Annotated in this window: 25 protein-coding genes and 1 pseudogene; 14 read left to right on the forward strand and 12 right to left on the reverse strand. The window is 63.3% G+C overall.

Features of this window, described 5'->3' with window-relative positions; genetic code table 11:
• Positions 1 to 70: 70 nt before the first annotated feature.
• The 6 genes from C5J24_RS08235 to C5J24_RS08260 all read left to right on the forward strand — a co-directional run bounded on the left by C5J24_RS08235 (position 71) and on the right by C5J24_RS08260 (position 7,220).
• Positions 71 to 433, forward strand: a complete 363-nt coding sequence (locus C5J24_RS08235) for a hypothetical protein (protein ID WP_105417129.1) — start codon at positions 71 to 73, stop codon at positions 431 to 433.
• 142 nt (positions 434 to 575) lie between these two features.
• Positions 576 to 1,739: an isovaleryl-CoA dehydrogenase gene (locus tag C5J24_RS08240; protein WP_105417131.1), complete on the forward strand. Its 1,164-nt coding sequence runs from the start codon at positions 576 to 578 to the stop codon at positions 1,737 to 1,739.
• Positions 1,739 to 3,346: a carboxyl transferase domain-containing protein gene (locus C5J24_RS08245; RefSeq protein ID WP_105417133.1), complete on the forward strand. Its 1,608-nt coding sequence runs from the start codon at positions 1,739 to 1,741 to the stop codon at positions 3,344 to 3,346. Before C5J24_RS08240 ends, C5J24_RS08245 begins: the two co-directional genes overlap by 1 nt.
• Positions 3,347 to 3,539: 193 nt before the next feature.
• Positions 3,540 to 5,564, forward strand: coding sequence for an acetyl/propionyl/methylcrotonyl-CoA carboxylase subunit alpha (locus C5J24_RS08250; RefSeq protein WP_105417135.1), 2,025 nt, complete (start codon positions 3,540 to 3,542; stop codon positions 5,562 to 5,564).
• Positions 5,557 to 6,414, forward strand: a complete 858-nt coding sequence (locus C5J24_RS08255; RefSeq protein WP_105417137.1) for a hydroxymethylglutaryl-CoA lyase — start codon at positions 5,557 to 5,559, stop codon at positions 6,412 to 6,414. The genes C5J24_RS08250 and C5J24_RS08255 overlap by 8 nt, the downstream gene beginning before the upstream one ends.
• Positions 6,414 to 7,220: a crotonase/enoyl-CoA hydratase family protein gene (locus tag C5J24_RS08260; RefSeq protein WP_105417139.1), complete on the forward strand. Its 807-nt coding sequence runs from the start codon at positions 6,414 to 6,416 to the stop codon at positions 7,218 to 7,220. Before C5J24_RS08255 ends, C5J24_RS08260 begins: the two co-directional genes overlap by 1 nt.
• A gap of 30 nt (positions 7,221 to 7,250) precedes the next feature.
• Here the strand turns inward: C5J24_RS08260 and C5J24_RS08265 are convergent, their stop codons facing one another.
• The 4 genes from C5J24_RS08265 to C5J24_RS08280 form a co-directional block, all read right to left on the reverse strand.
• A complete protein-coding gene (locus C5J24_RS08265; RefSeq protein ID WP_105417141.1) occupies positions 7,251 to 8,264 on the reverse strand; it encodes a tripartite tricarboxylate transporter substrate binding protein in 1,014 nt (337 codons plus the stop codon).
• A 24-nt stretch (positions 8,265 to 8,288) separates the two neighbouring features.
• On the reverse strand, positions 8,289 to 9,161 hold the full coding sequence (locus tag C5J24_RS08270; RefSeq protein ID WP_205836926.1) for an amidohydrolase: 873 nt from the start codon (positions 9,159 to 9,161) through the stop codon (positions 8,289 to 8,291).
• The gene (locus tag C5J24_RS08275) at positions 9,158 to 9,835 is read right to left on the reverse strand and encodes a TetR/AcrR family transcriptional regulator (protein WP_105417143.1); all 678 of its coding nucleotides are present in this window, start codon (positions 9,833 to 9,835) and stop codon (positions 9,158 to 9,160) included. The genes C5J24_RS08270 and C5J24_RS08275 overlap by 4 nt, the downstream gene beginning before the upstream one ends.
• Positions 9,836 to 9,973: 138 nt before the next feature.
• The gene (locus C5J24_RS08280) at positions 9,974 to 11,908 is read right to left on the reverse strand and encodes an FAD-binding monooxygenase (RefSeq protein ID WP_105417145.1); all 1,935 of its coding nucleotides are present in this window, start codon (positions 11,906 to 11,908) and stop codon (positions 9,974 to 9,976) included.
• A gap of 123 nt (positions 11,909 to 12,031) precedes the next feature.
• On the opposite strand from C5J24_RS08280, the gene C5J24_RS08285 reads away from it, so the two are divergent.
• Complete coding sequence (locus C5J24_RS08285) at positions 12,032 to 12,520, forward strand: MarR family winged helix-turn-helix transcriptional regulator (protein WP_105417640.1); 489 nt, start codon at positions 12,032 to 12,034, stop codon at positions 12,518 to 12,520.
• Between the two features lie 152 nt (positions 12,521 to 12,672).
• Positions 12,673 to 12,924 (forward strand): hypothetical protein, encoded by a 252-nt coding sequence (locus tag C5J24_RS08290; RefSeq protein ID WP_046667282.1) that lies wholly within the window; start codon positions 12,673 to 12,675, stop codon positions 12,922 to 12,924.
• 68 nt (positions 12,925 to 12,992) lie between these two features.
• Here C5J24_RS08290 and C5J24_RS08295 read toward each other — a convergent pair whose 3' ends face one another.
• From C5J24_RS08295 to C5J24_RS08310, 4 genes and pseudogenes are all read right to left on the reverse strand, one after another.
• Complete coding sequence (locus C5J24_RS08295) at positions 12,993 to 13,940, reverse strand: flagellin (RefSeq protein WP_105417147.1); 948 nt, start codon at positions 13,938 to 13,940, stop codon at positions 12,993 to 12,995.
• A 241-nt stretch (positions 13,941 to 14,181) separates the two neighbouring features.
• Positions 14,182 to 14,411 (reverse strand): annotated as a pseudogene (locus C5J24_RS08300) (type II toxin-antitoxin system CcdA family antitoxin).
• Positions 14,412 to 14,467: 56 nt separating this feature from the next.
• Positions 14,468 to 16,294, reverse strand: coding sequence for a translation elongation factor 4 (gene lepA / locus C5J24_RS08305; protein ID WP_046630233.1), 1,827 nt, complete (start codon positions 16,292 to 16,294; stop codon positions 14,468 to 14,470).
• 81 nt (positions 16,295 to 16,375) lie between these two features.
• Positions 16,376 to 17,629 (reverse strand): MFS transporter, encoded by a 1,254-nt coding sequence (locus tag C5J24_RS08310; RefSeq protein WP_105402385.1) that lies wholly within the window; start codon positions 17,627 to 17,629, stop codon positions 16,376 to 16,378.
• Positions 17,630 to 17,805: 176 nt separating this feature from the next.
• On the opposite strand from C5J24_RS08310, the gene C5J24_RS08315 reads away from it, so the two are divergent.
• The 4 genes from C5J24_RS08315 (at position 17,806) to C5J24_RS08330 (ending at position 20,026) form a co-directional block, all read left to right on the forward strand.
• Positions 17,806 to 18,381, forward strand: coding sequence for an XRE family transcriptional regulator (locus C5J24_RS08315; protein WP_205836927.1), 576 nt, complete (start codon positions 17,806 to 17,808; stop codon positions 18,379 to 18,381).
• Positions 18,382 to 18,412: 31 nt separating this feature from the next.
• On the forward strand, positions 18,413 to 18,934 hold the full coding sequence (locus C5J24_RS08320; RefSeq protein ID WP_105417149.1) for a GNAT family N-acetyltransferase: 522 nt from the start codon (positions 18,413 to 18,415) through the stop codon (positions 18,932 to 18,934).
• Between the two features lie 73 nt (positions 18,935 to 19,007).
• Positions 19,008 to 19,529, forward strand: coding sequence for a DUF1772 domain-containing protein (locus C5J24_RS08325; RefSeq protein WP_105402387.1), 522 nt, complete (start codon positions 19,008 to 19,010; stop codon positions 19,527 to 19,529).
• A 107-nt stretch (positions 19,530 to 19,636) separates the two neighbouring features.
• Positions 19,637 to 20,026 carry a hypothetical protein gene (locus C5J24_RS08330; protein WP_105417151.1) on the forward strand — a complete coding sequence of 130 codons (390 nt, stop codon included), beginning with the start codon at positions 19,637 to 19,639 and terminating at the stop codon, positions 20,024 to 20,026.
• 48 nt (positions 20,027 to 20,074) lie between these two features.
• On the opposite strand, the gene C5J24_RS08335 is transcribed toward C5J24_RS08330, so the two are convergent.
• The 4 genes from C5J24_RS08335 to C5J24_RS08350 all read right to left on the reverse strand — a co-directional run bounded on the left by C5J24_RS08335 (position 20,075) and on the right by C5J24_RS08350 (position 23,882).
• The gene (locus tag C5J24_RS08335; protein ID WP_105417153.1) at positions 20,075 to 20,704 is read right to left on the reverse strand and encodes an HAD family hydrolase; all 630 of its coding nucleotides are present in this window, start codon (positions 20,702 to 20,704) and stop codon (positions 20,075 to 20,077) included.
• A gap of 137 nt (positions 20,705 to 20,841) precedes the next feature.
• A complete protein-coding gene (locus C5J24_RS08340) occupies positions 20,842 to 21,915 on the reverse strand; it encodes a serine aminopeptidase domain-containing protein (protein WP_105417155.1) in 1,074 nt (357 codons plus the stop codon).
• A 109-nt stretch (positions 21,916 to 22,024) separates the two neighbouring features.
• On the reverse strand, positions 22,025 to 23,218 hold the full coding sequence (locus C5J24_RS08345) for an MFS transporter (RefSeq protein WP_105417642.1): 1,194 nt from the start codon (positions 23,216 to 23,218) through the stop codon (positions 22,025 to 22,027).
• Positions 23,219 to 23,273: 55 nt separating this feature from the next.
• A complete protein-coding gene (locus C5J24_RS08350) occupies positions 23,274 to 23,882 on the reverse strand; it encodes a TetR/AcrR family transcriptional regulator (protein WP_105417157.1) in 609 nt (202 codons plus the stop codon).
• A gap of 184 nt (positions 23,883 to 24,066) precedes the next feature.
• On the opposite strand from C5J24_RS08350, the gene C5J24_RS31800 reads away from it, so the two are divergent.
• Both C5J24_RS31800 and C5J24_RS08355 read left to right on the forward strand, forming a co-directional pair.
• Positions 24,067 to 24,237, forward strand: a complete 171-nt coding sequence (locus C5J24_RS31800) for a hypothetical protein (RefSeq protein ID WP_172723891.1) — start codon at positions 24,067 to 24,069, stop codon at positions 24,235 to 24,237.
• A 200-nt stretch (positions 24,238 to 24,437) separates the two neighbouring features.
• Positions 24,438 to 25,652 (forward strand): MFS transporter, encoded by a 1,215-nt coding sequence (locus C5J24_RS08355; protein ID WP_105417159.1) that lies wholly within the window; start codon positions 24,438 to 24,440, stop codon positions 25,650 to 25,652.
• The last annotated feature ends 29 nt before the right edge of the window (positions 25,653 to 25,681 follow it).

Consider the following 25,681-nt stretch of genomic DNA (forward strand, 5'->3'; position numbering starts at 1 on the left):
CCATGGATTGGACCTCCTGCCGTCCATATCTGTGAATCATCCGCCGTTTACGTGGATGAGGAGTCGATTGATGTTCAAAGGTGCATGGATACTGCCGGCCGTGATGCTCGTGGCGCTGCTTGTCGCCGCGGTGGTTCCGGCTGAGGTATTCGCGGCCGAGCCCCGGGCCTTCCCGAAGGATGTGCAGACCTACTTCCGTAACCTGCCCGGCGTCGTTCCGGAGGAGGAACACGCGAAGAAACAGGCCTACGAATGCACCAGCGATATCGAGAACGTCTATCGCAGCCGTGGCGGTTTCGACATTCTCTATGGCGACGTGATGCCGACCCGGATCTATCGCTGCAAGACGCCGAGCGGCGTAACCTATACTGGCACGCGCATGCCCAATACCCAGTGGGTCCCCGGTCTCCATCCGCACCATCTTCCCGAATAAGGCAATCTTTGTTCAAAGGCGGCATGGCGGAAGACCGTATCTTGCGATGTCGGGCCTGGGCACTCTTGGCCCATTGACGACCCGCCGCCGCTGCCCCACTACTTTCTGACATACTGAACTTGGTACACCGGGAGGATGCAGGGTGTTCCACGCAAGCATGAATTTTGCGCTCGGCGAGGAGGTCGACGCTGTTCGTGAGACGGTCCACCGTTTCGCGCAGGAAAAACTCAAGCCTCGCGCCGACGAAATCGACCGCAGCAACGAATTTGCCCGCGACCTCTGGCCCGAACTGGGGGCGCTCGGCCTGCTCGGCATCACCGCCGATCCGGATTTCGGCGGCACGGGCCTCGGTTATCTGGCCCACGTCGTGGCCGTCGAGGAACTGGCTCGTGCCTCGGCCTCCACATCGCTCAGCTACGGTGCCCATTCCAACCTCTGCGTCAACCAGATCAACCGCAACGGCAATGCCGACCAGAAGGCGCGTTACCTGCCGAAACTCTGCTCGGGAGAGCATGTCGGCGCGCTCGCCATGTCGGAACCCGGCGCTGGTTCCGACGTCGTCTCGATGAAGCTCCGCGCCGAGAAGCGCGGCGATCGCTATGTCTTGAACGGAACCAAGATGTGGATCACCAACGGTCCGGATGCCGATGTTCTGGTGGTCTATGCCAAGACCGATCCGGCCGCCTCCTCCAAGGGCATCACCGCCTTCCTTGTCGAGAGGGATTTCAAGGGGTTCACGACGGCCCAGAAGCTCGACAAGCTCGGCATGCGCGGCTCCAACACCTGCGAACTGGTGTTCGAGGATTGCGACGTGCCGGCCGAAAACGTCATGGGTTCCGAAGGCGGCGGCGTGCGCGTGCTGATGTCGGGGCTCGACTACGAGCGCGTCGTGCTTTCGGCCATCGGCATCGGCATCATGCATGCCTGCCTCGATGTGGTGATGCCGTATGTCCACGAGCGAAAGCAGTTCGGCCAGCCGATCGGCGAGTTCCAGTTGATCCAGGCCAAGGTCGCCGACATGTACACGGCGATGAATTCCGCCCGCGCCTATGTCTATGCCGTCGCCGCTGCCTGCGATCGCGGCGCCGTGACGCGCCAGGATGCCGCCGCCTGCTGCCTCTATGCCTCCGAACAGGCGACCCAGCAGGCACTGCAGGCAATCCAGATCCTCGGCGGCAACGGTTATATCAACGACAATCCGACCGGCCGGCTGCTGCGCGACGCCAAGCTGATGGAGATCGGCGCCGGCACGTCCGAAATCCGCCGTATGCTGATCGGCCGCGAGCTCTTCAAGGAAACCGCCTGATGGCTGTCATCCGGTCTGCGGTCAACCTGAGGAGCGAAGCCGCCGAAGCGAACCGCGCTGCGATGCAGGCAAAGCTTGCCGAGGTCGAGGCGGCGGTAGCGCTCGCCGAAGCCGGCGGTGGCGAGGAAGCGCGGGCGCGGCATGTGAAGCGCGGCAAACTGCTTCCCCGCGAACGCATTGCGCGTCTGCTGGATCACGGTTCACCCTTTCTCGAAATCGGAGCGACCGCCGCGCAGGGGCTTTACGGCGGGGCGAGCCCATCGGCCGGCATCGTTACCGGCATCGGCCGCGTCGAGGGCTGCGAGGTGATGATCGTCGCCAATGACGCCACCGTGAAGGGCGGCACTTACTACCCGATGACCGTCAAGAAACACCTCCGTGCCCAGGAGATCGCCGAGGAGAACCGTCTCCCGTGCGTCTATCTGGTCGATTCCGGCGGCGCCAACCTGCCGAACCAGGACGAGGTATTTCCCGACCGTGATCACTTCGGCCGCATCTTCTTCAACCAGGCCCGAATGTCGGCGAAGGGCATCGCCCAGATCGCCGCCGTCATGGGTTCCTGCACCGCCGGCGGCGCTTATGTGCCGGCGATGTCCGACGAGGCGATCATCGTCAAGGACCAGGGCACGATCTTCCTCGCCGGCCCGCCGCTGGTAAAGGCTGCCACGGGCGAGGAAGTCTCGGCCGAAGATCTCGGCGGCGGCGATGTCCACACAAGGCTGTCCGGCGTCGCCGATCATCTCGCCCGTGACGACGCCCATGCGCTCGCGCTGGTCCGGCGCGCCGTCGCAGGGCTGAACACCCGCAAGCCGGATACCGTGGTGCTGGCGACGCCCGAGGAACCGCTTTACGATCCGGAGGAAATCGCCGCGATCGTTCCGTCGTCGCTCAGCACCCCCTACGACATCCGCGAAGTGATCGCGCGGGTGGTGGATGGCTCCCGTTTCGATGAATTCAAGGCGCGGTTCGGCATGACGCTGGTCTGCGGTTTTGCCCATGTCTTCGGGGTCCCCGTCGGCATCATCGCCAACAATGGCGTGCTGTTTTCCGAAAGCGCCCAGAAGGGCGCGCATTTCATCGAGCTCTGCTCGCAGCGAAAAATCCCGCTGGTCTTCCTCCAGAACATCACCGGCTTCATGGTCGGCCGCAGATACGAGGCGGAGGGCATCGCCAAGCACGGCGCCAAGCTGGTGACGGCGGTTGCGACCACGTCCGTGCCCAAGATCACGATCCTGCTTGGCGGTTCCTTCGGCGCCGGCAACTACGGCATGGCCGGTCGCGCCTATTCGCCGCGTTTCCTGTGGACCTGGCCGAACAGCCGGATTTCGGTCATGGGCGGCCCGCAGGCCGCAGGCGTACTGGCCACTGTCCGGCGCGAGGCGATCGAGCGCGGCGGCAAGACGTGGGGCGCGGATGAGGAGGCGGCCTTCAAACAGCCGGTACTCGACCAGTTCGAGGAACAGAGCCATCCGCTTTATGCCGCCGCGAGGCTCTGGGACGACGGCATCATCCACCCGGCCAGGACACGCCAGGTCCTGGGCCTGAGCCTCTCCGCCGCCCTCAATGCTCCGATCGAGGATACACGCTTCGGCGTGTTCCGGATGTGAGGGTTGGCTTGATGCAGCAGAGCACATCCAAAGACCCCCTCTGGCCTGCCGGCCATCTCCCCCACAAGGGGGGAGAAGACTCGCGGCAAGGCCTCGCTTCAAATCCACCACCGGTGCGGCGGGGTAAGCCCCTCCCCCTTGTGGGGAGGGGTTGGGGAGGGGGCTACTCGTCCTGGTATCTCGGGGCCGCCCAATGCTGAGAAAAGTCCTCATAGCCAATCGCGGCGAGATTGCCTGCCGCATCATCCGCACCTGCCACCGGTTGGGTGTCGCGACCGTCGCTGTCTATTCCGACGCCGACCGTGACGCGCTGCATGTGTCGCTTGCCGGCGAGGCTGTGCATATCGGCCCGTCCCCCGCCGCCGAAAGTTACCTGCGCGGCGAGACGATCATCCAGGCGGCGCTGCGCACCGGCGCCAACGCCATCCACCCCGGTTACGGCTTCCTCTCGGAAAATCCTGATTTCGCCGATGCGGTGACATCTGCCGGCATCCGGTTCATTGGCCCATCGTCCGATGCCATTCGCGCCATGGGCCTCAAGGACGCCGCCAAGGCGCTGATGGAAAAGGCGGGCGTGCCGGTCGTCCCCGGCTATCACGGCGCCGAGCAGGATCCCGACTTCCTCTCCAGGGAAGCGGAGCGCATCGGCTTCCCGGTGCTGATCAAGGCGCGCGCCGGGGGTGGCGGCAAGGGCATGCGGCGGGTCGAAAGCGCGGCCGACTTCGGGGAAGCGCTCGCCTCGGCGCAGCGGGAGGCTTTGGCCGCCTTCGGCGATCCCGCCTGCCTGATCGAGAAATACATCGCCCATCCACGCCATATCGAGATCCAGGTTTTTGGCGACGACCACGGCAACGTCGTGCACCTCTTCGAGCGCGACTGCTCGCTGCAGCGCCGCCACCAGAAGGTCATCGAGGAAGCGCCGGCCCCCGGCATGCCGGAGGAGATGCGCCTTGCCATGGGCGAGGCGGCAGTCAAGGCGGCGATGGCGATCTCCTATTCCGGTGCCGGCACGATCGAGTTCATCGCCGATGCGTCCGACGGGCTGAAGGCCGACCGCTTCTGGTTCATGGAGATGAACACCCGGCTGCAGGTGGAGCATCCGGTGACCGAAGCGATCACCGGCGTCGATCTCGTCGAATGGCAGCTTCGGGTTGCGTCCGGCGAGCCTCTTCCGCGCAGCCAAGACGAGCTTTTCATCAGCGGCTGGGCCTTCGAGGCGCGGCTTTATGCGGAGGATGCCGAGCGGGGTTTTCTGCCCGCCACCGGCAGGCTTGCCCATCTCGACCTGCCGGAGGAACTGGCGCGGGTGGACAGCGGCGTGCGCGCCGGCGACCGCATCTCGCCCTTCTACGATCCGATGATCGCGAAAATCATCACCCGAGGCCCCGATCGCCAGACAGCGCTCTCGCTGCTGTCGGCCGCCCTTGCCGAAGTTCGCGCCACCGGCGTGACCACCAATGCTGCATTTCTTCGCCGGCTAACGATCCAGCCGGATTTCGTCGAGGGCTTGCCCGATACCGGCCTCATCGACAGGCATCTGGCGGAATTGACAATCGGCCAGTCCCCGTCTCGCGAGGCCATGGCCTTGGCCGCTTTGAAGCTATCCGGTGCCCTGGAGCCGAAGAGTAGAGGCGATCCCTGGGACCGCTTATCCGGATTCCGGTTATGGGCCGAAGCCTCCGATTTCGTCGAATTGGACTACCGCGGCCAGCACGTGCCGGTGTCGTTCGGGTCGATCGGAGAGGGCGTCTATGCGGCCACGGTCGATGGCAAGCCGGTCGATTTCCGTCTCTCTCGCCTGGACGCCGAGGCTTGTCTTCTGGAGGCCGCCGGCCGGAAACATCGCGTCCATCTGGTCTCCGGCGAACGTGACGTAACGATTTTCGGCGATGGCGAGAACTGGCACTTCGGCCTTATCGATCCCCTTGCCGGTGAGGATGAGATTGCCGCCGGCAGCGATCGCATCGTCGCGCCCATGCCGGGCCTCGTCAAACTCCTTCGTGCCACGCCGGGAGCCTCGGTCACAAAGGGCGAGGCCCTTGTCGTGATGGAAGCCATGAAGATGGAATTGACGCTTGCCGCGCCGCGCGACGGGACGATTGCCGATGTCCTGGTGTCGCAGGGCGAACAGGTGATCGAAGGCGCAGTGCTGCTGATCCTTGAGCCGGAGCCGGAGCCGGAGCCGGCGCCCGAAGCCGGGGAGCCGAAGGATGGCTGATTTCGTCCGCATCCATGAGATGGGGCCGCGAGACGGCCTGCAGAACGAGAAGGGGCTCATTTCCACCGCCGACAAGATCCGGCTGGTCGACCTGCTTTCGGCGTGCGGTTTTGAAAAAATCGAGGTGACGAGCTTCGTGCGCGCCGACTGGGTACCGCAGATGGCCGACGCCGCCGAGGTCATGGCCGGCATTACCCGCCGTCCGGGGACGCTGTACACCGTGCTGACGCCGAACGTGCGGGGATATGCGGCGGCCGTCTCGACCAAAGCGGATGAAGTCGCCGTCTTCGCCTCGGCGTCGGAAGGCTTCAGCCACCGCAACATCAATTGCAGCATCGCCGAGAGTTTACAGCGGTTCGCGCCGCTGATCGACAGTGCCCGCCGCGACGGCATCCCGGTCCGCGCCTATGTCTCCTGCGCCGTCGATTGCCCCTTCGACGGTCCGACGCCGCCGGCGCAGGTGGCGCGGGTAGCAACGGAGCTTCATGCGCTGGGCTGCGGTGAGGTGGCGCTGGCCGATACGATCGGCACAGGCACGCCGGACCGGGTCGCAGCCATGCTCGATGCGGTCTTGAAGCACCTGCCGGCGGCACATCTCGCCGGGCATTTTCACGACACAAACGGCCGGGCGCTGGACAACGTCACCGTCTCGCTCGAAAAAGGTCTGCGCGTTTTCGACGCCGCCGCCGGCGGCCTTGGCGGCTGCCCTTATGCGCCGGGAGCGGAGGGCAATGTCGCAACGGGCAAGACGGTCGATCATCTGCATGCGTTGGGGTTCGAAACTCGCATCGACCGCGACAGGCTGACCGAGGCAGAGGCTTTTGCCCGCAGCCTGAGGGGAGCACGCTGATGGGCGCTTACGACACGCTGACGCTGGAACGGGATCTCCGCGGGGTGGTGACACTGACGCTCGCCCGGCCCGAGAAGCACAATGCCATGAACGCACGGATGATCGCCGATCTGGCCGACGCGGCCGGCAAGCTCGCAGCCGACGATGCGGTGCGCGTCGTGGTTCTCGCATCCGCCGGCTCCACATTTTGCGCCGGAGGCGACCTGCAATGGATGCGCGACCAGGCGGCGAGGGATCGCACCGGCAAGATCGAGGGGGCGAGGGAACTTGCTCTCATGCTGAAGGCGCTCGACGACCTGCCGAAACCGCTGATCGGCCGGGTGCAGGGCAATGCCTTCGGTGGCGGTATCGGTCTGATGGCCGTCTGCGACATCGTGGTCGCGGCTGACAGCGCCTGGTTTGCGCTCACCGAAACGCGGCTCGGCCTGATCCCCGCCACCATCGGACCCTACGTCGTGCGCCGGATCGGCGAAGGCCATGCCCGCCGCCTGTTCCTCAACGCCCGCCGCTTCGATGCGGTGACGGCCCGTGAGATCGGTCTCGTTTCAATCGTTCGCACCGCCGACGAACTCGATACGGCAGTGGAAGAGGAGGTCTCGGCTTTCCTCGATTGCGCTCCCGGTGCTGTCGCCAGCGCCAAGAGCCTTGTGCAAAGTCTCGCCCGCCAGGCGATCGAAGATCCGGTCGGCTACAGCACCGGCTTGCTCGCCGACCGTTGGGAAAGCGCCGAAGGCCGCGCCGGCATCGAGGCCTTCCTCAATCGCCGGCCGATGCCTTGGGCGGCTCCCAAGGCAGGCGGGGATTAGTCCCGGATCGGCTCCGGGACCAGTCGAGCGTTATTGTTTCGGAATACCCGCCTTCTGGATCACGTCCGACCATTTCTGGATGTCGGCCTTCAGGCGGTTGCCGATTTCCTCAGGCGTGCTGGATCGGGCTTCGACGCCCAGATCCGCGAACCGTTTCTTGAGGGCAGGGTCGGCCAGGACTTCGACCAGCGTGGCGTTCAGCTTCTTCACTGCTTCCGGCGGCGTGCCCTTCGGCGCGAAGATGGCGTTCCAGGAGGTCACGTCGAAGCCCCTGACGCCTTCTTCCGCGGCGGTCGGGACGTTCGGCGAGAGGCTGGAGCGCGACGGGCCGGATGAGGCGATAGCGGTCGCCTGGTTCTGCTGCAGGGCAGCCTTCAGCGCAGTCTGGCTGTCGACGATCACGTCGAGTTCGCCGCCGAGCAAGGCGACCTGAAGATCCGGCGTGGCCTTGTAGGGAACGATCGTGAAATCGATGCCGGATGTCGACTTGAAGAGTTCAGCGGCAAGATTCTGGCTGCTGCCGACGTTGATCGTCCCGACATTGAGCGCGCCCGGCTTGGCCTTCGCGGCTTCCAGCACATCCTTGAGGGTTTTGAACTTGCCGTCCGATTTGGTAACGAACACGAAATCGAAATAGGCAAGGCTCGATACCGGCACGAAATCGGTGACGGGATCGAATTGCAGGTTCTTGAAGAGCGGAACGCTGATCGCGGTGCCGTTCGAAAGCAGGGCGAGCGTGTAGCCGTCTGCCGGAGCGTTCAGCGCCGCCCGTGCCGCAACGGAGCCGCCCGCACCCGGCTGGTTCATGATGACGATCTGCTTGCCGAGCTTCTTGCCGAGCGACTCGGCAACCAGGCGTGCCGTAATGTCGGCAATCCCGCCGGGGCCGAACGGCAGAACCAGGGTGATGTCCCTCGACGGATAGGCGTCCTGCGCCATGGCGCCGGCCGGCAGCATCAGGGTCAGGGCGACAGCCAGAGATTTCGTCCATCGCACCGGCTGTCGGAACCGGCCCGCCGATCTCCCCGTAATTTTGTAATCCATTTTCTCCTCCTCCTCTAAGGCCGCTCAGGCAGCGAAACCGTATAAACGTGCGGGATTGTCGACGAGCAGCCGCCGCTGGTCCTCTTCCGTCAGTGCGAACTTCGGCACAAGATCCACGAGGTCGGCCTCGTCGACGGGCTCCTTGAGGTTCGGATGCGGGAAGTCCGTGCCCCACAGGGTCCGGTCGGGGCTTGCCGCCATCAGCGCCTTCGCAAAAGGCACCGCCGTATCGAACGGAAAGCGGGAGATTCGCTCCGACCCGCAGACCTTGATCCAGCAGTTTTCCCGCCGCACCAGTTCCAGCAGCGTCTGAAACGCCGGCTGGTCGGTGCCGAGGCTGGTGTCGACGCGACCCATGTGGTCGATGACGAAGGGCACCGGCAGTCGAGAGATCATGTCGGAAAGCGGCACGATGTCGGCGGCGTCGAGATGCAGCACCACATGCCAGCCGCGGCCCTTGATACGATCGATCGCCCGGTTGAAGACCTCCATATTTGGCGCGCCGCCGAGGTGTCGGACGAAATTGAACCGCACGCCGCGCACGCCGCCATCGTCGAGCGTCTGGAAGGCGCGGTCGTCAAAACTGTCGTCGACGATGGCGACGCCGCGGTAACGATCAGGCCGCCAGGCGATCGCGTCGAGCATGGCGCGGTTGTCGGTCCCGTGGCAGCTCGCTTGAACGATGACGGCGCGGTCGATGCCAAGCCGGTCGTGGAGCTTCGCCAGGGCCCCTTTCGGTGCGTCGTCCGGCGTGTAACTGCGGTTCGGCGCATAGGGAAAAACGGCGCCGGGGCCGAACACGTGGCAGTGGGCGTCGCAGCTGCCGTCCGGCAGCCTGAAATCCGGCTTGCGCCGGGCAATGTCGGCCCCGTGGCTCTCCTGCAGATTCCGGATCATTTTTCCTCCGTCGCGTATTTCAAGGCAGCCGTGGATTGCCCGACTTCGGCCCCAAGACTTCTAAAGCTCGCATAGCTCGCCTCGACGATCTGGTTGACGGCGGCTTCCCGGTCGTTTCCGTCGACCGTTCCGCTCGAAAGACGGGTAACGCGGTCGGGATTGATGAGGGCGTAATAGAGGGAGCCGAGCAGGAACTGGCTGCGCCAGATGAGCCCCTCCAATGGCGCGCCCGGCACGCAGTCGGCGAGAGCCTTGATGAAGGCGCGGCTGGTCTCGTCGAACGCGTCCGCGATGATCGCCTGGGCGTCGGGATTTCCCTCTGCCGACAGGACCGCCCGCATGCGGGTGAATTCGGCACCGCCGCCATCACCCTCCGAGGAGGAAACGAAGGCCGGCACGACATAGGCGCGCAGGATTGCCGTCAGCCGCTGATCTGCATCGCTGATCCGCAGCGCTTCGCCCAGCAGTTCGCGGCGGCGGGCGTTCATCGGCACCGTGTGGCGCTCGTAGACCTCACGCAGCAATTTCGCCTTCGAGCCGAAATGATACGTCAGGCTGCCGACATTGGCTCCGGACGCCTTGGCGATGTCCCGCAGCGAGACGGCATTGTAGCCGCTGCGGGAAAACAGGGTGACGGCGTTTCTGAGCAAGGCTTCCCTCAAGTTCGGTCGCATCGAGCATCCATTATCAACTGTACGCCCAATTTGTACAGTTGTACAAATTGGGCGTCAACCGGAATTGCGCGCCGGGAGGGCCGAGACCATCTCGCGGCGAGCGCTGGCTCCGGGAACCGATCCCGCCGAGGAAACGAGCTATCGTTGTGGAAGCATGAAGCCGCCGAAAAACGCGGCCAGCTCCGCATGGGCATCGAGCGGCAGGACATGCGCGACATACTGGTCCGGCCGCACCAGGACCATACAGCCCTGTTCCCGATCGATGCCGCGCATGTCGAAAATGTCATGGCCGCTCTTGAGGTCCGGGCAGAACATCTTTTCGTAGTCGCAAAGCCCGTAACGGCCTTTCCGGGGCAGCAGGAAATTCGGCATGGTTTCGACCGCAAGCGTGCGGTGGGCCTGCTGGAAGATGGCGCGGAAATCGATCACAGAGTCGATATCGGTACTGGAAGGTGTATGTCTCTTCACCGGCGAGGAAGGCGAATCCGCCAGGAAATCGCAAAGCGCCCGCAGGCGCGAGGAGGGTGCCGCACGATCCTCCGCTCCGGCGAAGGCATAGATACGCCAGCGACCGTCCGCCTTCGCGACGTGGCCGAGCTGCATCGGCTTGGCATCGACCAGCCGGATCACCGGCGCCGAATGGAACCGCGTGCCGATCGTCAGCCCCTTGGCGAGATGCTGATGGGTCGATTGGCCGGTCAGCACCGACGGCATGTATCGGGTCGCCGTGCCTGCCGTATAACGCCCCGATCGAACGAAGTATTTCTGGACTTCCGCCGGCTCGACGCCCTCGCCGTCCGGATCTTCCGGGGATTTCAACGGTGCGCTCAGCATGGCCGACCATTCGCGGTCGAAATCGATCAGTTCCTTGGCAATGGTCTGGCGTTCGGCGGAATAGCTGTGCAGCAGCTCCGGCCCGCTCCGCCCCTGCAGTACGGCGGCCAGTTTCCAGCCCAGGTTGAACCCGTCCTGCATCGAGACGTTCATGCCTTGGCCGGCTTTCGGGCTATGCGTATGGCAGGCATCGCCGGCGATGAAGACGTGAGGCAACCGGTCGCCACTCCCGTCCTCCGGCACGTCGTCGAACCTGTCGGTCAGCCGTTGCCCGATCTCGTAGACCGACCACCAGGCGACCTCCTTCACCTCGAACGTGTAGGGATGCAGGATCCGCTGCACGGCCGCGATCAGCTTGTCGACGGTGATGTTCCGGCTCGCAACCCGCTCGTTCTCGTTGAGCTTGTCCAACTCGACATAAATGCGGACCATGTAGCCGCCTTCGCGCGGGATCAGCACGATGCTGCCTTCGCCGGCGGACTGGATCAGCGCCTTCAGGCGAATGTCGGGAAAATCGGTAACGGCCAGCACGTCCATGACGCCCCAGGCGTGATTGGCGGAGTCGCCATGCAGCGCCCGCCCGATCGATTTGCGCACCGTGCTGCGCGCCCCGTCGCATCCGACGACGTAGCGCGCCTTGATGCTCTCGATCTCACCTTCATGGGAGGGATCGAGACGCTCAAGCCTCGCGGTCACCGAATAATCCGAAGCGACCGGGTTTGTCTCGACGTCGATCAGGCGCCGCGAATAATGGGGTTCGAGCCTGGTCGGCGATTTGCGCATGACGTCGAGGAAGAAATCCTGCACCCGCGCCTGGTTGAGGATCACATGTGGGAATTCGGAAAGCCCATCCTCGGTATCGTCGATCCTGCCGCTGCGGATGATGTTTTCGCGTTTTGCGTCATCGGGCTTCCAGAACGAGGTCTCGTTGACCCAGTAGGATTCCTGGAGCACCCGCTCGGCAAAACCGAAGGCGTGGAACATTTCCATGGTGCGGCAGGCGATACCGTCCGCCTGGCCGCGCAGCAAGGGGCCGGATCTCTGGTCGACGATGCAGGTCCTGATATCGGGAAAGGCAGACAGTTGCGCCGCGAGCGTCAGGCCCGCTGGGCCGCAGCCAACGATCAGCACATCGACTTCGGCGGGAAGCGGTCCCTTGTCGGCTGGCGTGCTCTGTCGATCCTCCGGGTGAAAGATTTCCGGGTCGCCGGGCTCGAACCCATTCAGATGGAATTGCATGGAACCGGTTTCCTCCGCATGTTTCGCTGGGCGCCCGCGGAAACGGATTCGGCGGGTTCAATATTGATCAGTATACTGATCATCAGTATACATGTCAAGGTCGCGGCGATTTTGGAGAATCTGGTGAAAGACAATGACGATATGCCGGGCCATCTCGCCCGCCGGTTTCAGCAGATCGCGGTGGCGGTCTTCCATGCCGAGGTGGAGCAAGCCGGGTACGACCTGACACCTGTCCAATATGCGGCGCTCGCGGCGATCAGCACCAATCCCGGGATTGATCAGGTGACGCTCGCCGGGCTGATCGCCTACGACCGCACGACCATTACCGGGGTCATCGACCGGCTGGTGCAGAAAGGCCTGCTGGTGCGCAATGCCAGCACCAGGGACAGGCGCGCCCGCGAATTGCAGATCACCGACGAGGGTCGCAAGACCTTGAGCGGCGTCGCGCCGGTGGTCGAGGCGGCGCAGGAACTCATGCTGCGCGGGCTGACGGCAGAGGAGGGCGACGAATTGCTGCGGCTTTTGCGCAAGGCGATTGCCGCCGGCAACGAGCTGAGCCGCGCACCGTTGCGCGATGTTTCGGACGCCGCCAAGACCAAGCCGGCCACATGACCCGTTACGGACGCCGTTTCGAGCGAGGCGCTCCTCGGCTGCCGGGCAAGCGGCATACTCAATCCCGCTCGGTTAACCTTTTGTTGACCATATTGGTCGAGCCTCCGCTGTTGGCACGCCAGCCGTAACTTGGATACAGCAGGGAGAAGAGCATGACGCTCGTGACATTGCCCAACAAGATCGTGCGAAACAGCCACCACACCGTTCTGGTGATGCGCGACGGCAGCACATGCCAGGCCGTCTGCGTCGTCAACGATGGCAGGATCGGCGACGTCTGCTCCAAGCTAGGCCTTATCGAAAGCATCGCCAGCAGCAAGCTCGATCACGGCGAAGTGGCGTTCGACGGCCGCGTCTGGATCACCCATTCCGACATGCCGCGTCCACTGCATGCGAGCCGCCACTAGGTGTTATCCGCGAGCGAACGAAACATCCGGCCCCCGAGCATACCCAAGGGCCGGATATCGGGGAGGTATCAGCGGAAGAGGTCGAGAATACGTTTCGACTGTTCGTTGACGATGCTGAGGCCGATCGTCTGGAGCTGCTGCTGCACCTTCGTGGCGGCGAGCTTTACGGCGCTCTCTTCCATGTTGGCATCGACGAGGCGCCCGACGCCGCGGTCGATCGCATTCTGCAGCTTGGAGAGGAATTCCGTGTTGGCGCTGATGCGGCTCGACGTGGAGCCGAGCTTGGCACCGGCGGAGGTGAGGCTCGAAAGCATGCTGTCGGTGGCCGAGATCATGCCGTCCAGTTCGTCTTCAGTCGTCGAATTGGAGATCTTGATTTCGCTGGCGGTTGCCGAGCCCTGCGATCCCGTATCGAGGAGGTAATATTCGTAGGCGGTGCCGTTGTCGGTGGTGCCCGAATAGGCCTTGGTCAGAAGGCCGTCGGCAGCGTCGCCGCTGCTTGCCAGCGTCGTCGAGGCGGTATCGAAATCGATCGTGTTGAGGCCCGTGGTGCCGTCCGGGTTGGTCGATGCGGACGCCAGCAGCGACTTGACGCCCGGCGTCCCGGCGGAACGCAACCAGTTCTCGCCGTTGAAGGAGGACGATTCGGCGACCGTGCCCAGTTGCTCCTTGAGCTGGCTGATCTCCGCATTGATGGCGTCGCGATCCACGCCCGGCGAGCGTGCAAGGATGAGTTTCGCCTTGATCTCGGAAACGAGGCTGGTTGCGGCCTCCATGCCGAGCGATGCGGTATCGGTCATCGCGGCGGCAAGGCCCGATGCGTCCTCGACCGCCGAGAGGGACATGCCCGTCGAACGCATCGACGTGGCGATCGACCAATAGGCGGCGTTGTCGGATGCGGTATTGACGTTGCGCCCGGTCGCCACCTGGATCGTGTTACGCTCCAGCGCCTTGGCGGAGCCGGTCAGCAATAGCAGCGCAGAGGCCGCCGACTGATTATAAGAAATGCTGCTCATGAAGCGTCTCGCAGGTGGGAAGGACACGTTACGGGCTCAGGCAGTGAAGATCGGCGTCATGCCCTTGAGCTGTCGCCGCGTTGGCGCACGAACCCATCACCTGCAATCACCTTGCACGAGCGAGATTTCAAAGCATTTGCAGGATTTATTAAGGTTTTAATGATTGGCGGGTTTTTTGAGGCGCGGGCGATATGGCGGCGGCCTGACTGCGCTCCCAGCCAGTAAAGATCAAATCTCGCCGTCAGAATTGGCGGTACTTTGCCAGCGGCAAACCGTGTTTCGCGACATACTCATTGTCAAACCGAATGGCTTCCGCATTCTCCAGCCGCCAAAGGCGCTCGCGCTCGGCCTTAATAGCCTTGGTGATACCTTCTTCAGCCGCCCGCGACATGTCTATCTTCAGCGCGCGAGCCTGCGAATAATGCCGCTGTCCAGCGAAAGCCGAGTTGATTTACGAGCGGAGGGGGACATTCGACTCTCCAGAGTTGACGCGCAAATGATATGCGCATGAACTCTGGATAGAAGGATCAATCGTCCTTCATCTTCAACGCCGCGATGAACGCTTCCTGCGGGATGTCGACCTTGCCGAACTGCCGCATGCGCTTCTTGCCTTCCTTCTGCTTGTCGAGCAGCTTGCGCTTGCGGGTGGCGTCGCCGCCGTAGCATTTGGCGGTCACGTCCTTGCGCATCGCCGAGATCGTTTCGCGGGCGATCACGTTGCCGCCGATCGCCGCCTGGATCGGGATCTTGAACATGTGCCGCGGGATCAGGTCCTTGAGCTTCTCGCACATGTCGCGGCCGCGCTTTTCGGCAGCGGAGCGGTGAACCAGCATCGAGAGCGCATCGACCGGCTCGCCATTGACCATGATCGACATCTTCACGAGATTGCCCTCGCGATAGCCGTGCAGATGGTAGTCGAACGAGGCATAGCCCTTGGAGATCGACTTCAGGCGGTCGTAGAAATCGAACACCACTTCGTTGAGCGGCAGCTCGTAGGTAAGCATGGCGCGCTTGCCGACATAGGTGAGTTCGGTCTGGATGCCACGGCGGTCCTGGCAGAGTTTCAGGATGCCGCCGAGATAATCGTCGGGGGTCAGGATCGTCGCCTTGATCCACGGTTCCTGGATTTCCGAGATCTTGACCACGTCCGGCATGTCGGCCGGATTGTGCAGCTCGCGCTCGGAACCATCGGTCATCGTCAGCTTGTAGACAACCGAAGGTGCGGTGGCGATCAGGTCGAGGTCGAACTCGCGCTCCAGGCGTTCCTGGATGATTTCCAGATGCAGAAGGCCGAGGAAGCCGCAGCGGAAACCGAAGCCGAGTGCTGCCGAGCTTTCCATTTCGAAGGAGAACGAGGCGTCGTTGAGGCGCAGCTTGCCCATCGCAGCGCGCAGGTCCTCGAAATCGGCCGCATCGACCGGGAAGAGGCCGCAGAACACCACCGGCTGGGCCGGCTTGAAGCCCGGAAGCGCATGCGCCGTCGGCTTCTTGTCCTCGGTGATCGTGTCGCCGACGCGCGTATCGGCCACTTCCTTGATCGAGCCGGTGAAGAAACCGATCTCGCCCGGGCCGAGACTGTCGACGGCGAGCATCTTCGGGGTCAGAACGCCAACGCGCTCCACCTGGTATTTGGCGTCGGTGCCCATCATGCGGATGGTCTGGCCCTTGGTCAGCACGCCGTCGAGAATGCGTACCAGAACCATGACGCCGAGATAGGTATCGTACCAGCTGTCGACCAGCAGCGCCTTCAGCGGGCCTTTTTCGCCGAGCTCGCTCTTCGGCGGCGGCAGCTGGTGGACGATCGCTTCCAGCACATCCGGAATGCCGAGGCCGGTCTTGGCCGAGATCAGCACGGCCTGCGACGCATCGATGCCGATCACTTCCTCGATCTGTTCGCGGATGCGGTCCGGTTCGGCCGCCGGCAGGTCGATCTTGTTGAGGACGGTGACGATCTCGTGGTTGTTGTCGATCGCCTGGTAGACGTTGGCGAGCGTCTGTGCCTCGACGCCCTGGGATGCGTCGACGACGAGAAGCGAACCTTCGCAGGCCGAGAGCGAACGCGAGACTTCATAGGCGAAGTCGACGTGGCCGGGCGTGTCGATGAGGTTGAGGATATAGGTCTCGCCGTTATTCGCCTTGTAGTGCAGGCGCACGGTCTGGGCCTTGATGGTGATGCCGCGTTCGCGCTCGATATCCATCGAGTCCAGCACCTGTTCCGACATGTCGCGCTCGGCAAGGCCACCGGTCGTCTGGATCAGCCGGTCGGCGAGCGTCGACTTGCCGTGGTCGATATGCGCCACGATCGAGAAGTTGCGGATATGGTCAAGCGGGGTGCGGGCGGAATTGGTGCTCATGGTCGCGCATATAGCAGCGCGAATCCCTGCCGCAAAGCGGAAAGATAACCTTTCGTTGAGGATAAAGCCCGGCAGCGCGGGCTATTTGGCAGGCTTTTCGGTCTCCGGACCGGTCATGACGGAGGCGTTCGGAAGCTGGGCGCTTCTGAGCCCGACGTTCTCCCGCTCGTCGGCGGGCACGCCCACGCGTTCCTTGAGGCGCCAGATCACGTAAGTGCCGTAGGCGATAGCCACCAGTATCACGGCGTAGATGAAGGTGTGCTGGCCGAAAGCCGGGGTGAGCAGCGTCACCCCGAGTGGCACGATGGTCGCCGCCGTCGACCAGGCGACCAGCAGCGTCGAGGAGAGCGGCACGAAATCGCCGGGGTCGGCCCGGTCGTTGGCATGCGCGTTGGCGACCGAATAGACCGTCTCGACCGCGCCGCCGAAGACGAGGAAGACGAGCATCAGGACGATCATCATCGAGAAGGAGACGAACAACGCCGCGGTGCCTGCCGCGACGATCAGCGCGCAGGTGATCAACAGCACGAAACGGCGGTCGATGCGGTCCGACAGCATGCCGAGCGGATATTGCACGAACAGCAGGCCGGTCTGCATCACCAGCATCAAAAGCGCGACGTCTGTCTGCGCCACGTGGCTGGTGGTGGCGTAGATCGGCACGAAGCCCTGGATCACCATGGAAAGGCCGCCGGACGCGAGCACGCCGATCAGCCCGACGGGTGAGATGCGCCAGGCCATCTTGATGTCGACATTGACATTGGCCGGCGCCGGCGGGTTGGGCAGGCGGGTCAGCCCGATCGGCAGGATGGCGAGCGCGGTGACGAAGACGACGGCGAGCGGCGCCAGATTGCCGTCCGTCGGGATGCGACCGAACAGCCAGGCGCCGGCGCCGAGGCCCAGCACGAAGGCCATGTAGAAGAAGGACATCGCCCGGCCGCGCCACTCGTTGGAGGCGGCGTGGTTGAGCCAGCTCTGGGCGATGATGAAATTGACGTTGGAGGCCGCCCCGTAAACGCCGCGTGCCAAAACCCAGTAGATCGGCGGCGGGTTGGTGGCGATCAGCACGGCGGCGATGATCACCATCGCCATCGAGCAGGAGAACAGCCGCGCATGGCCGACCCGGCGGATCAGCGGCCCGCCGACGAGGCAGCCGATCAGGCCGCCGAAGGCGAGCGTCGGGACGGCGGCACTGGCGGCCCAGGAGGAGCCTGTGTCCGTCAATACGAAAGGAACATAGGCGGACATGATGCCGCTGCCGATAGCGGCGATCGTCATCGAAACGACGATGCTGGCGATCGACAGAGGCGACGCCGTCTCGGATGTCTGGCCGTTCATTTCGTCCCCCCGCAAAGCGCCGGCCTTGGCGGTTTCCGCCGACTTGAAGCCCGATACTGCTCCATAGCCGATCGACCATGACAGGAGCTATCGCGGAAGCGCCATCGCTTGTAAAATTCGATGGTTCCATCATCTTCACTCTTGATTCCATTATAAGAGAATGCAATTCTCAAATTATGGAAACGACGGACCACGATATAGAGAACGCGATCAGCGAACGGCTGAAGAGCCTACGCGCTCGCGCCGGATTGACGCTGGACGAACTCGCGAACCGCTCGGGCGTCAGCCGTGCGATGATTTCCCGGATCGAGCGGGCGGAGGCGAGCCCGACCGCGGCGCTGCTGGCAAGGCTGTCGGAGGCGCTCGGCCTCTCCCTCTCGGCATTCTTCGCCGATGACGAGCCGCAGAACTCGCCGCTCAGCCGCAGGGCGGAGCAGAAGCTCTGGCGCGATCCGCATACGGGCTATCTGCGCCGCTCGGTCTCGCCATCGGGCACACCGTCGCGCGTCGATATCGTCGAGGTGGATTTTCCAGCCCATTCGCGGGTCAGCTTCCCGCCGCGGGAGGAAAGCCGGGTGATGACCCAGCACGTCTGGCTCTTCGAGGGCGTGCTGGAAATGGTCATCGGCGAGACCGTCCATACGCTTCATCCCGGCGATTGCCTCTTCATGGATATCGGCGCCGCCTTCGACTTCCACAATCCATCCGACAAGCCGGCCCGGTATGCCGTCGTCCTTGACCGCGGCCGCTAATTCTTTTCAAGACGCCAGGAGCCTTTTCAAGATGACCGTCACCATTCGCATCCTCAATGCCGGCGAAACCCGCGCCACAATAGCCGATCTCTCCGAGACCCTGTCCGACTGCGTCAACGGCGGGGCTTCGCTCGGCTTCATGCTGCCTTTCGAGCCGAAGGATGCGGTCGGCTATTGGCAGGAGATTGCCGATGCGGTCGAAAAAGGTGGCATCATCCTCGCGGTGGCCGAAGTGGAGGGCAAGGTCGTCGGCACTGTGCAGGTGGGCCTTGCCTCAAAGCCGAACCAGCCGCATCGCGGCGACCTGATGAAGCTCCTCGTGCATCGCTCAGCCCGCGGGCTCGGCCTGTCGCGCAGGCTGATGGAAGCGGTGGAAGCGGAAGCCGCACGGCGCGGCCGTACGCTTCTGGTGCTCGACACCGCGACCGGCAGCGACGCGGAAAAGATCTATCCGCGCTTCGGCTGGGAGCGGGTCGGCGTCATCCCGGATTATGCCATGTGGCCGGAAGGCGGTTTCTGCGCCACCACGCTGTTTTACAAGCGGGTTGCTTGAAGTCATTGATCTTTCACTTGGATGGATCAGCATTTTATGCGAGCTATCGTCCAAATGTTGCGGGAGGTGTCGCATGCGGTCGCTCGTATATGTCCTGGCCGGCCTGTCGCTGCTCCTGAGCGGCGCGATCTTCGGTTTCTTTTATGCCTGGGTATGCTCGACTATGTGGGGGCTTGATGCGGCCGATCCGGTGGTCGCCATCGAGGCGATGAAGGCGATGAATTCATCGGTGCGCAACATGGTGTTCGCGCCGGCCTTTTTCGGCACCAGCCCGCTCCTGCTCATCACAGGGCTTCTGGCGTTCTTTTTGGGGTTGCGAGGCCCGGCTGCGGCTTTCGCGCTGGCGGCTGTTGTTTATTTGATAGGCGGTCAAGTGCTCACCATGACCATCAATGTACCGATGAACGAGGCGCTGGCGGCAATCGCGATCCCGGCCGATGCCGACGGCGCGCGGCGCGTGTGGCAGGACTACTCGCAACCCTGGCAGTATTGGAACGTCGTCCGCACCATCGCCAGCGGCGTCTGCCTCCTGCTTGCGGGGCTCGGGATTGCGTTACTTGGACGGGAAGAATCCAGGCGCCGCCGGTTTGGTTGAGTCCAAGAAAAACCGCCGAAACTCTTCTACCCCACCTCGCTTTCTTCTTGCAAATCACGTCATATGCACTGGCGCCGATTGATCCGGCGCTTCTGAAGAGGGGCTTTATGTTTATACTCAATTCTGTGTCGGCCGTGCGCCGTGCAGCCGTGCTGACGCTTGTCCTGGCCACTTGCTCGGGAGCCGGCCAGGCCGTGTCTGCCGACGTGAGCTTCGTGATGCGCAACGAGCATCCGAACGCCGTCGAGGTCGAGCTTTACAGCCAGGACCGCAAACATGTCTGGCCGGGCGGCAACCAGATCTACTATCTGGATGACGGCGAATCCAAGCAGATCCATCTCTCCTGCAAGCAGGGCGAGAACATCTGCTACGGTGCCTGGGTCTCCGGCGACAAGCAGACCTATTGGGGCACCGGTCCGGGCAACAAAGAGAGCTGCGAAGATTGCTGCTATGTCTGCGAAGGCGGCGAGACCGAGGAAATCAACCTGGTCGAGTAGGCAGGGGCCGAAACAGGATCGGCCGCGCTGTCGGCCGATCCATTCCTTTCAGCGGAATTCTTTAGTGACCGCAGCGGCTGCAAACGGGGCGATGGCGGTTTTCAGCGCCATTCCGGCTGTCCAGTGAACAGCCTGCCAGCCGAACATGCGTGCAGCTTCCACATTTTCCAGCGTGTCGTCGAGGAAGACGATGTCCTCGGGCGGGGCGCCTGCTTTTTCGGTGGCGAGACGGAAGAAATCCTGCGCCGGCTTGCGATGGCCGAATTGGGCGGAATAGAAAATGCCGTCGAAATAGCGGCGGAGGCCCAACTCCTCCATCAGATAAGCAGCGCGCCGATGTTCCTGGTTAGTGGCAAGATAAAGCGCTACCCCAGTGTCGCGAAACTGCGCGAGGTCCTCGATCAGTTTCCGGTCCAGCCGGGAATCGTTTTCGAACCAGTAGCGGAGCAGCGCTTCCGCTTCAAGATGCGGCGCTATCTCCCGGAGCACCGTCGTCAACCGCGGTTCGATCGGCTCGCGGCCGGTGACAATATCCGGCCAGAAGGGCTTGAAGAATTCCCGCTGCCATAGGTCGAGCCGCAGGCCGAGATCACGTTCGAGATCGGTTGCAAATGGCATACCGTCATCTGGCCGCCCATGGACGAGCACTCCGTCGACATCGACCATCAAAATTTTCATTGCTTATTTTCCAGATCTGAAACGGGCATAGTTTTGGCCGCCGCTTCCTACCGGTGGATGATAGCCGGATGATGACGTTCAGCGGACAGCATTGCCCGATCCGCTGAACAACGAAAATCGAAGAGCACGCTTTTCGCTCAGCGGCGGGCCTTGAGGCTTCGCTCGAAAGCCGAAACGATCATGCCGGTCAGTTCCCGGTGAATATCGGCTCGCGTTCGGCTGGAGTTCTCGTCGCAGATCGGATCGGGTTCTCCGACGGATTTCAGGAACTCGGCCGCACCCGGTTTGCAGACGGGCAGGAAGCTGAAATGGTTGGCGCCGTTCACCTGCGCATAGCTGGCGTTCGGGGCCTGTTTCGCCAGCGCGTCCGAAAGCACCGCGACCGGGATTTGTCCGGCGCTGCCGAGATTGATGAAGGTCACCGGAATATCGACGGCTTTCACGCTGCCAGCCGTGAAAGCCGTCGCAAGACCGGGATCGACCATGACAGCTGCAGTGACGCGAGGATCGCGGTTCGATCGTTCGAAGCGTGTCCTGTCGATGCTTTCGAGATCGAATTTTTTGACCGTGACCTGTTCGCCATCGGCAAAACCACGCCCGCCTCGGAACCAGGTGCAATCCATCATCGCCGGATAGTCATCGCAATACCGTTTGTAGGCATCGAAATCGGCACGTGCGCCAGCAAGCTCCATTGCCGTACTGCCGCCGAGCGAGAAGCCGAGAACGCCGATATGCTCGGTGTCGAGTGCCGCCTTCCAGGGGGCTTCGCCGGTCAATGCGGTGATGATGTCGGAAAGGTCCTGAGTGCGTTCCCAGATCTTTGGCGTCGCGGCCGGCGTGGAATCGCCGCTCGTGGTGCCGGGATGGTTGGGACCGGCGACGATGAAGCCCGCCTCGGCGAGCCTGGTGGCAATCCAGGCCATGCCTTCGGCGCGGGAGCCGGAGCCATGGGACAGCAGCACGAGCGGAAAGCGACCGCTTTCGAGGGACGCGTTCTTCGATGCAGGCGATCCCTCGAAAATCCGGTTGTCGCCGATGGACGTCGTTTCGCCGTCGCCCTTTGACGGATACCAGACGGTTACCGCAAGTGCCCGGTCGTGTTCAGGCGAAACCACGCTGATCTTCCGGACGCCGACAGGGTCAGCGGCAAGGGCGAGGGAACTGCTGATACCCGCCAGCAGAAGAGCAAAAAGGCGAAGGGTGGGTCGCATGGGAGCCTCGTTCGATCTGAGAAAGAAGGCTGACCTGGCAGGAGGATGGCATATTGACGACCTCGATCACGTTCGAGGTCGTCCTCGAACGTGATCCTGTCCTGTCGCCTCAAACCTTGGCACGCTTTTCCGTCAGGAAATAGAGGAAGGCGATGACCGGCAGGGCAAGGCCGAGCGAGGAGGCGAGCAGCCAGCCGCCTTCGGCAAAGGCCCAGGCGCCGACGGCAGAGCCGATCGCGCCGCCGCAGAAGAAGGTCGCCATGTAGAGGCCGTTGAACCGGCTTCTCAGGTCTGCGCCGAGATTGTAGATCGACCGCTGGCCGATCACGAGCGTCATCGTCACCCCGAAATCGAGCAGGATGGCGGCAAGCGTTAGGAGCGCAAGCGCTACGACCGAGCCTTCCGGTGCGATATGGGTGATCAGGAAGGCGACGGCGACGGCGGCGATGCCGAATACCGTCGCAGGCTTCCCGAGATTCCGGTCGGCAAGGCGTCCGGCGATCGGCGAGGCGATGGCGCCCGCGACGCCAGCCAATGCAAAGAGTGCGATGCCGGCCTGGCTGAGGTGGAAGGCGGGGCCGGCGAGGACCAGCGGCGTCACCGTCCAGAACAGACTGAAGGTGGCGAACTGGCAGGCCTGGTAGAATGCCCGGCGGCGCAGGACCGGCTCGGTTGCATAAAGGCGACCCATCGATGCGAGCAGGGCGAAATAGGAGAGCTTGGTCTGCGGCATCCGCTTCGGCAGGCGGGCGGCAAGCACGAAGCCGAGCCCGATCATGACAGCTGCCGATAGGAAGAACACGACGTGCCAGGAGGAGAGCTCGGCAATGAAGCTCGAGACCGGCCGGGCCATCATGATGCCGATCATCAGCCCGCTCATAACATTGCCGACCACCCGGCCGCGATTAGCGTCGTTCGCCAGGCTGGCGGCGAACGGCACGATCATCTGTACGGCGGTCGAGCCGACGCCGATCGCCAGCGACGCGGCGAGGAACGGAATGGATGCGCTCGACAGGCCGGCGCCGAGCAATGCCACGGTGGCCACGCCGATCATGGTGAGGATCAGCCGGCGGTTTTCGAGAAGGTCGCCGAGCGGCACCACCAGCAACAGGCCGAGGCCATAGCCGATCTGCGTCAGCGTCACGATAAGGCCTGTCGCATGCGCCGGAAGACCGATCGAGGCAGCGATCGGGCCCGCCAGCGGTTGGGAATAATAGAGATTGGCGGCGATGAGCCCGCAAGCCGCGGCCATCACGAAGGTCATCGCGGCGGATAGTCCCGATGCAGCCGCCGGAGTGGCCATCGTTGCGGAATTGGTGGTCATTATATGCTCCTTGGGAGGAAGGATCGGATAAGAATCAGTCGAGAAGTTTCATGGCCGTATCGACCACGGAAAAGGCGCGGTCGCGGTTCGGGCCAGTCTTGCCCAGCACCCTCAAGCCCTGGGTGACGGAAAGCAGAAGGCGGGCAGTGGCGGCCGGATCGATCGCTGCCGGGATCGATCCGTCTGCCTGGCCTTCGCGGATCAGGGTATCGAACAGGGCTTCGCTGCGGGCCATGGATCGGCCGACCCGTTCGGCGGCCTCGGTGTCGTAGACCGCAAGTTCGATCGCCGTTCCGACGACCAGGCAGCCGCGCCGCCCGCTTACGCCATGCGAGGCTTCGGCATAGAAGCGCAGCATGCGGGAAACCTTGTCGCGGCCGTTTGCGCCTTCGGCCAGCTCCTGGTCGAGAAGCGCGTTGCGGACCTGCTTGTAGCGGTCGAAGCTCGCCAGAAAGATCGCTTTCTTGTCCTTGAACGCCTTGTAGAGACTGCCGGCGGCAAGCCCCATGGCGTCCTTCAGTCCCGAAATCGAGGCGGCGTGATAGCCTCTCTCGGAAAAGACGACGATCGCCTTGTCGAGCGCTTCTTCGATCTCGAATTCGCGGGGGCGGCCCGGCGGGCGCATCGCGGTGTTGATATCCATGATGTCGGCTTGATTAGGAAACGATCGTTCCCCAATAGGGCCATGTTTGCTCTTCGTCAAGAGAAAAGCCCTCTCGTGAATGCCGCTGCCGGCCTTTGCGGCGCGGTCCGACAAACTAAAAGGGGAACACTTGGCACACCGGACGGTTACCTTTCTGTCACCAACCCCAAAGCTGGAGGCAGATATGAGCAAGAGTGACGTGAAAGAGGCCGTAAAACGCGCCGAACGCCAGGTGGAGAACACCAGTGCCGGTGGCCACCTCGGCGGCACCTATTACGGCCAGAACCCGGACGGCAAAACGGCATCGACGAATACCAATGTCGGCAAGAACCGCCCCAACACCGGCAGCAGCTAGGACGTCACCACGATCAACAGATTTGGAAAGCCCCGCCGCGTGCGGGGCTTTTTGTTGTAGGCTCCAAAATCCGGTTGCGAAAAAAAATCGGTTGGGTCTGTCGGGGAAGAGGGGAGCCGAACGTCCTCGGTTCAAGGATGGGCATCGCGATGCTGCGAAATCTGTCCGGATTTCGGAACCTGTGACCTAGGGGAATAGACATGAGTAGCAATTATCGTTGGGTGATCGTCGCTGCCGGCGCCTTGATGGGCTGCGTCGCCGTCGGCACGATGTTCTCGCTGGCCATCTTTATCGAGCCGATCGCCAAGGCGACCGGCTGGTCGCGTGCCGGCATTTCGAGCGCCATGACGCTCAATTTCGTCGTCATGGGCCTCGGCGGCTTCATGTGGGGCACGTTGAGCGACCGATTTGGCGCCCGTATCGTCGTGCTGATCGGGGCCGCACTTCTCGGTCTGGCGCTGGTGCTCGCCAGCCAGACGCAAAGCCTCATCGCCTTCCAGCTGATCTATGGTTGCCTAATCGGGCTTTCCGCCAGCGCTTTCTTCGCTCCGATGATCGCCGTCACCATGTCCTGGTTCGACGAGCATCGCAGCCTGGCGGTCTCGCTGGTATCGGCTGGCATGGGCATGGCGCCGATGACCATTTCGCCCTTTGCACGCTGGCTGATCACCGCCTATGACGACTGGCGCCTGGCGATGCTCTTCATCGGCATCGGCGCCTGGATACTGCTCCTGCCGACGGCCTTCCTGGTCCGCAATCCGCCGGCCGTGGCCGCCCCCGGCGGCGGCGCCTCCGAGCCCCAGGCCGAAGGTGCCGGCATGCCGCTGTCGCGGGTGTTTCGTTCGCCGCAGTTCCTGGTGCTCGGTTTTACCTTCTTCGCCTGCTGTGCTGCCCATTCCGGCCCGATCTTCCACATGGTGAGCTATGCGATGTTTTGCGGCGTGGCGCCGATGGCGGCGGTCAGCATCTACAGCGTCGAGGGCGCGGCCGGCCTCGGCGGCCGCATTCTGTTCGGCGTGCTTGCCGACCGGCTAAGCGTCAAACCGGTGCTGATCGGCGGGCTGATGATCCAGGCGGTTGTCATCGCAGCCTACACGATGGTGACCGATCTCGGCCAGTTCTACACCTTGGCGGTGATCTTCGGCGGTACCTATGGCGGCGTGATGCCGCTCTATGCGGTGCTGGCGCGGGAGTATTTCGGGCCGAAGATCATGGGCACCGTGTTCGGTGCGGCGACCATGCTGTCGAGCCTCGGCATGGCCTTCGGACCTCTGGCCGGCGGCTGGGCCTTCGATCATTTCGCAAATTATGACTGGCTGTTCTTCGGCTCGGCACTGGTCGGCCTCGGGGCAGTGGCGATCGCTCTCGCCTTTCCGCCGCTGCCGCGCCAGCCGGCGCAGCTCCAGGCGGCCTGAGCAACTCCCGGACTGTGAGCCACACAGCA

The organism is Neorhizobium sp. T25_27 (genome assembly GCF_002968565.1).
Taxonomy (GTDB): Bacteria; Pseudomonadota; Alphaproteobacteria; order Rhizobiales; family Rhizobiaceae; genus Neorhizobium; species Neorhizobium tomejilense.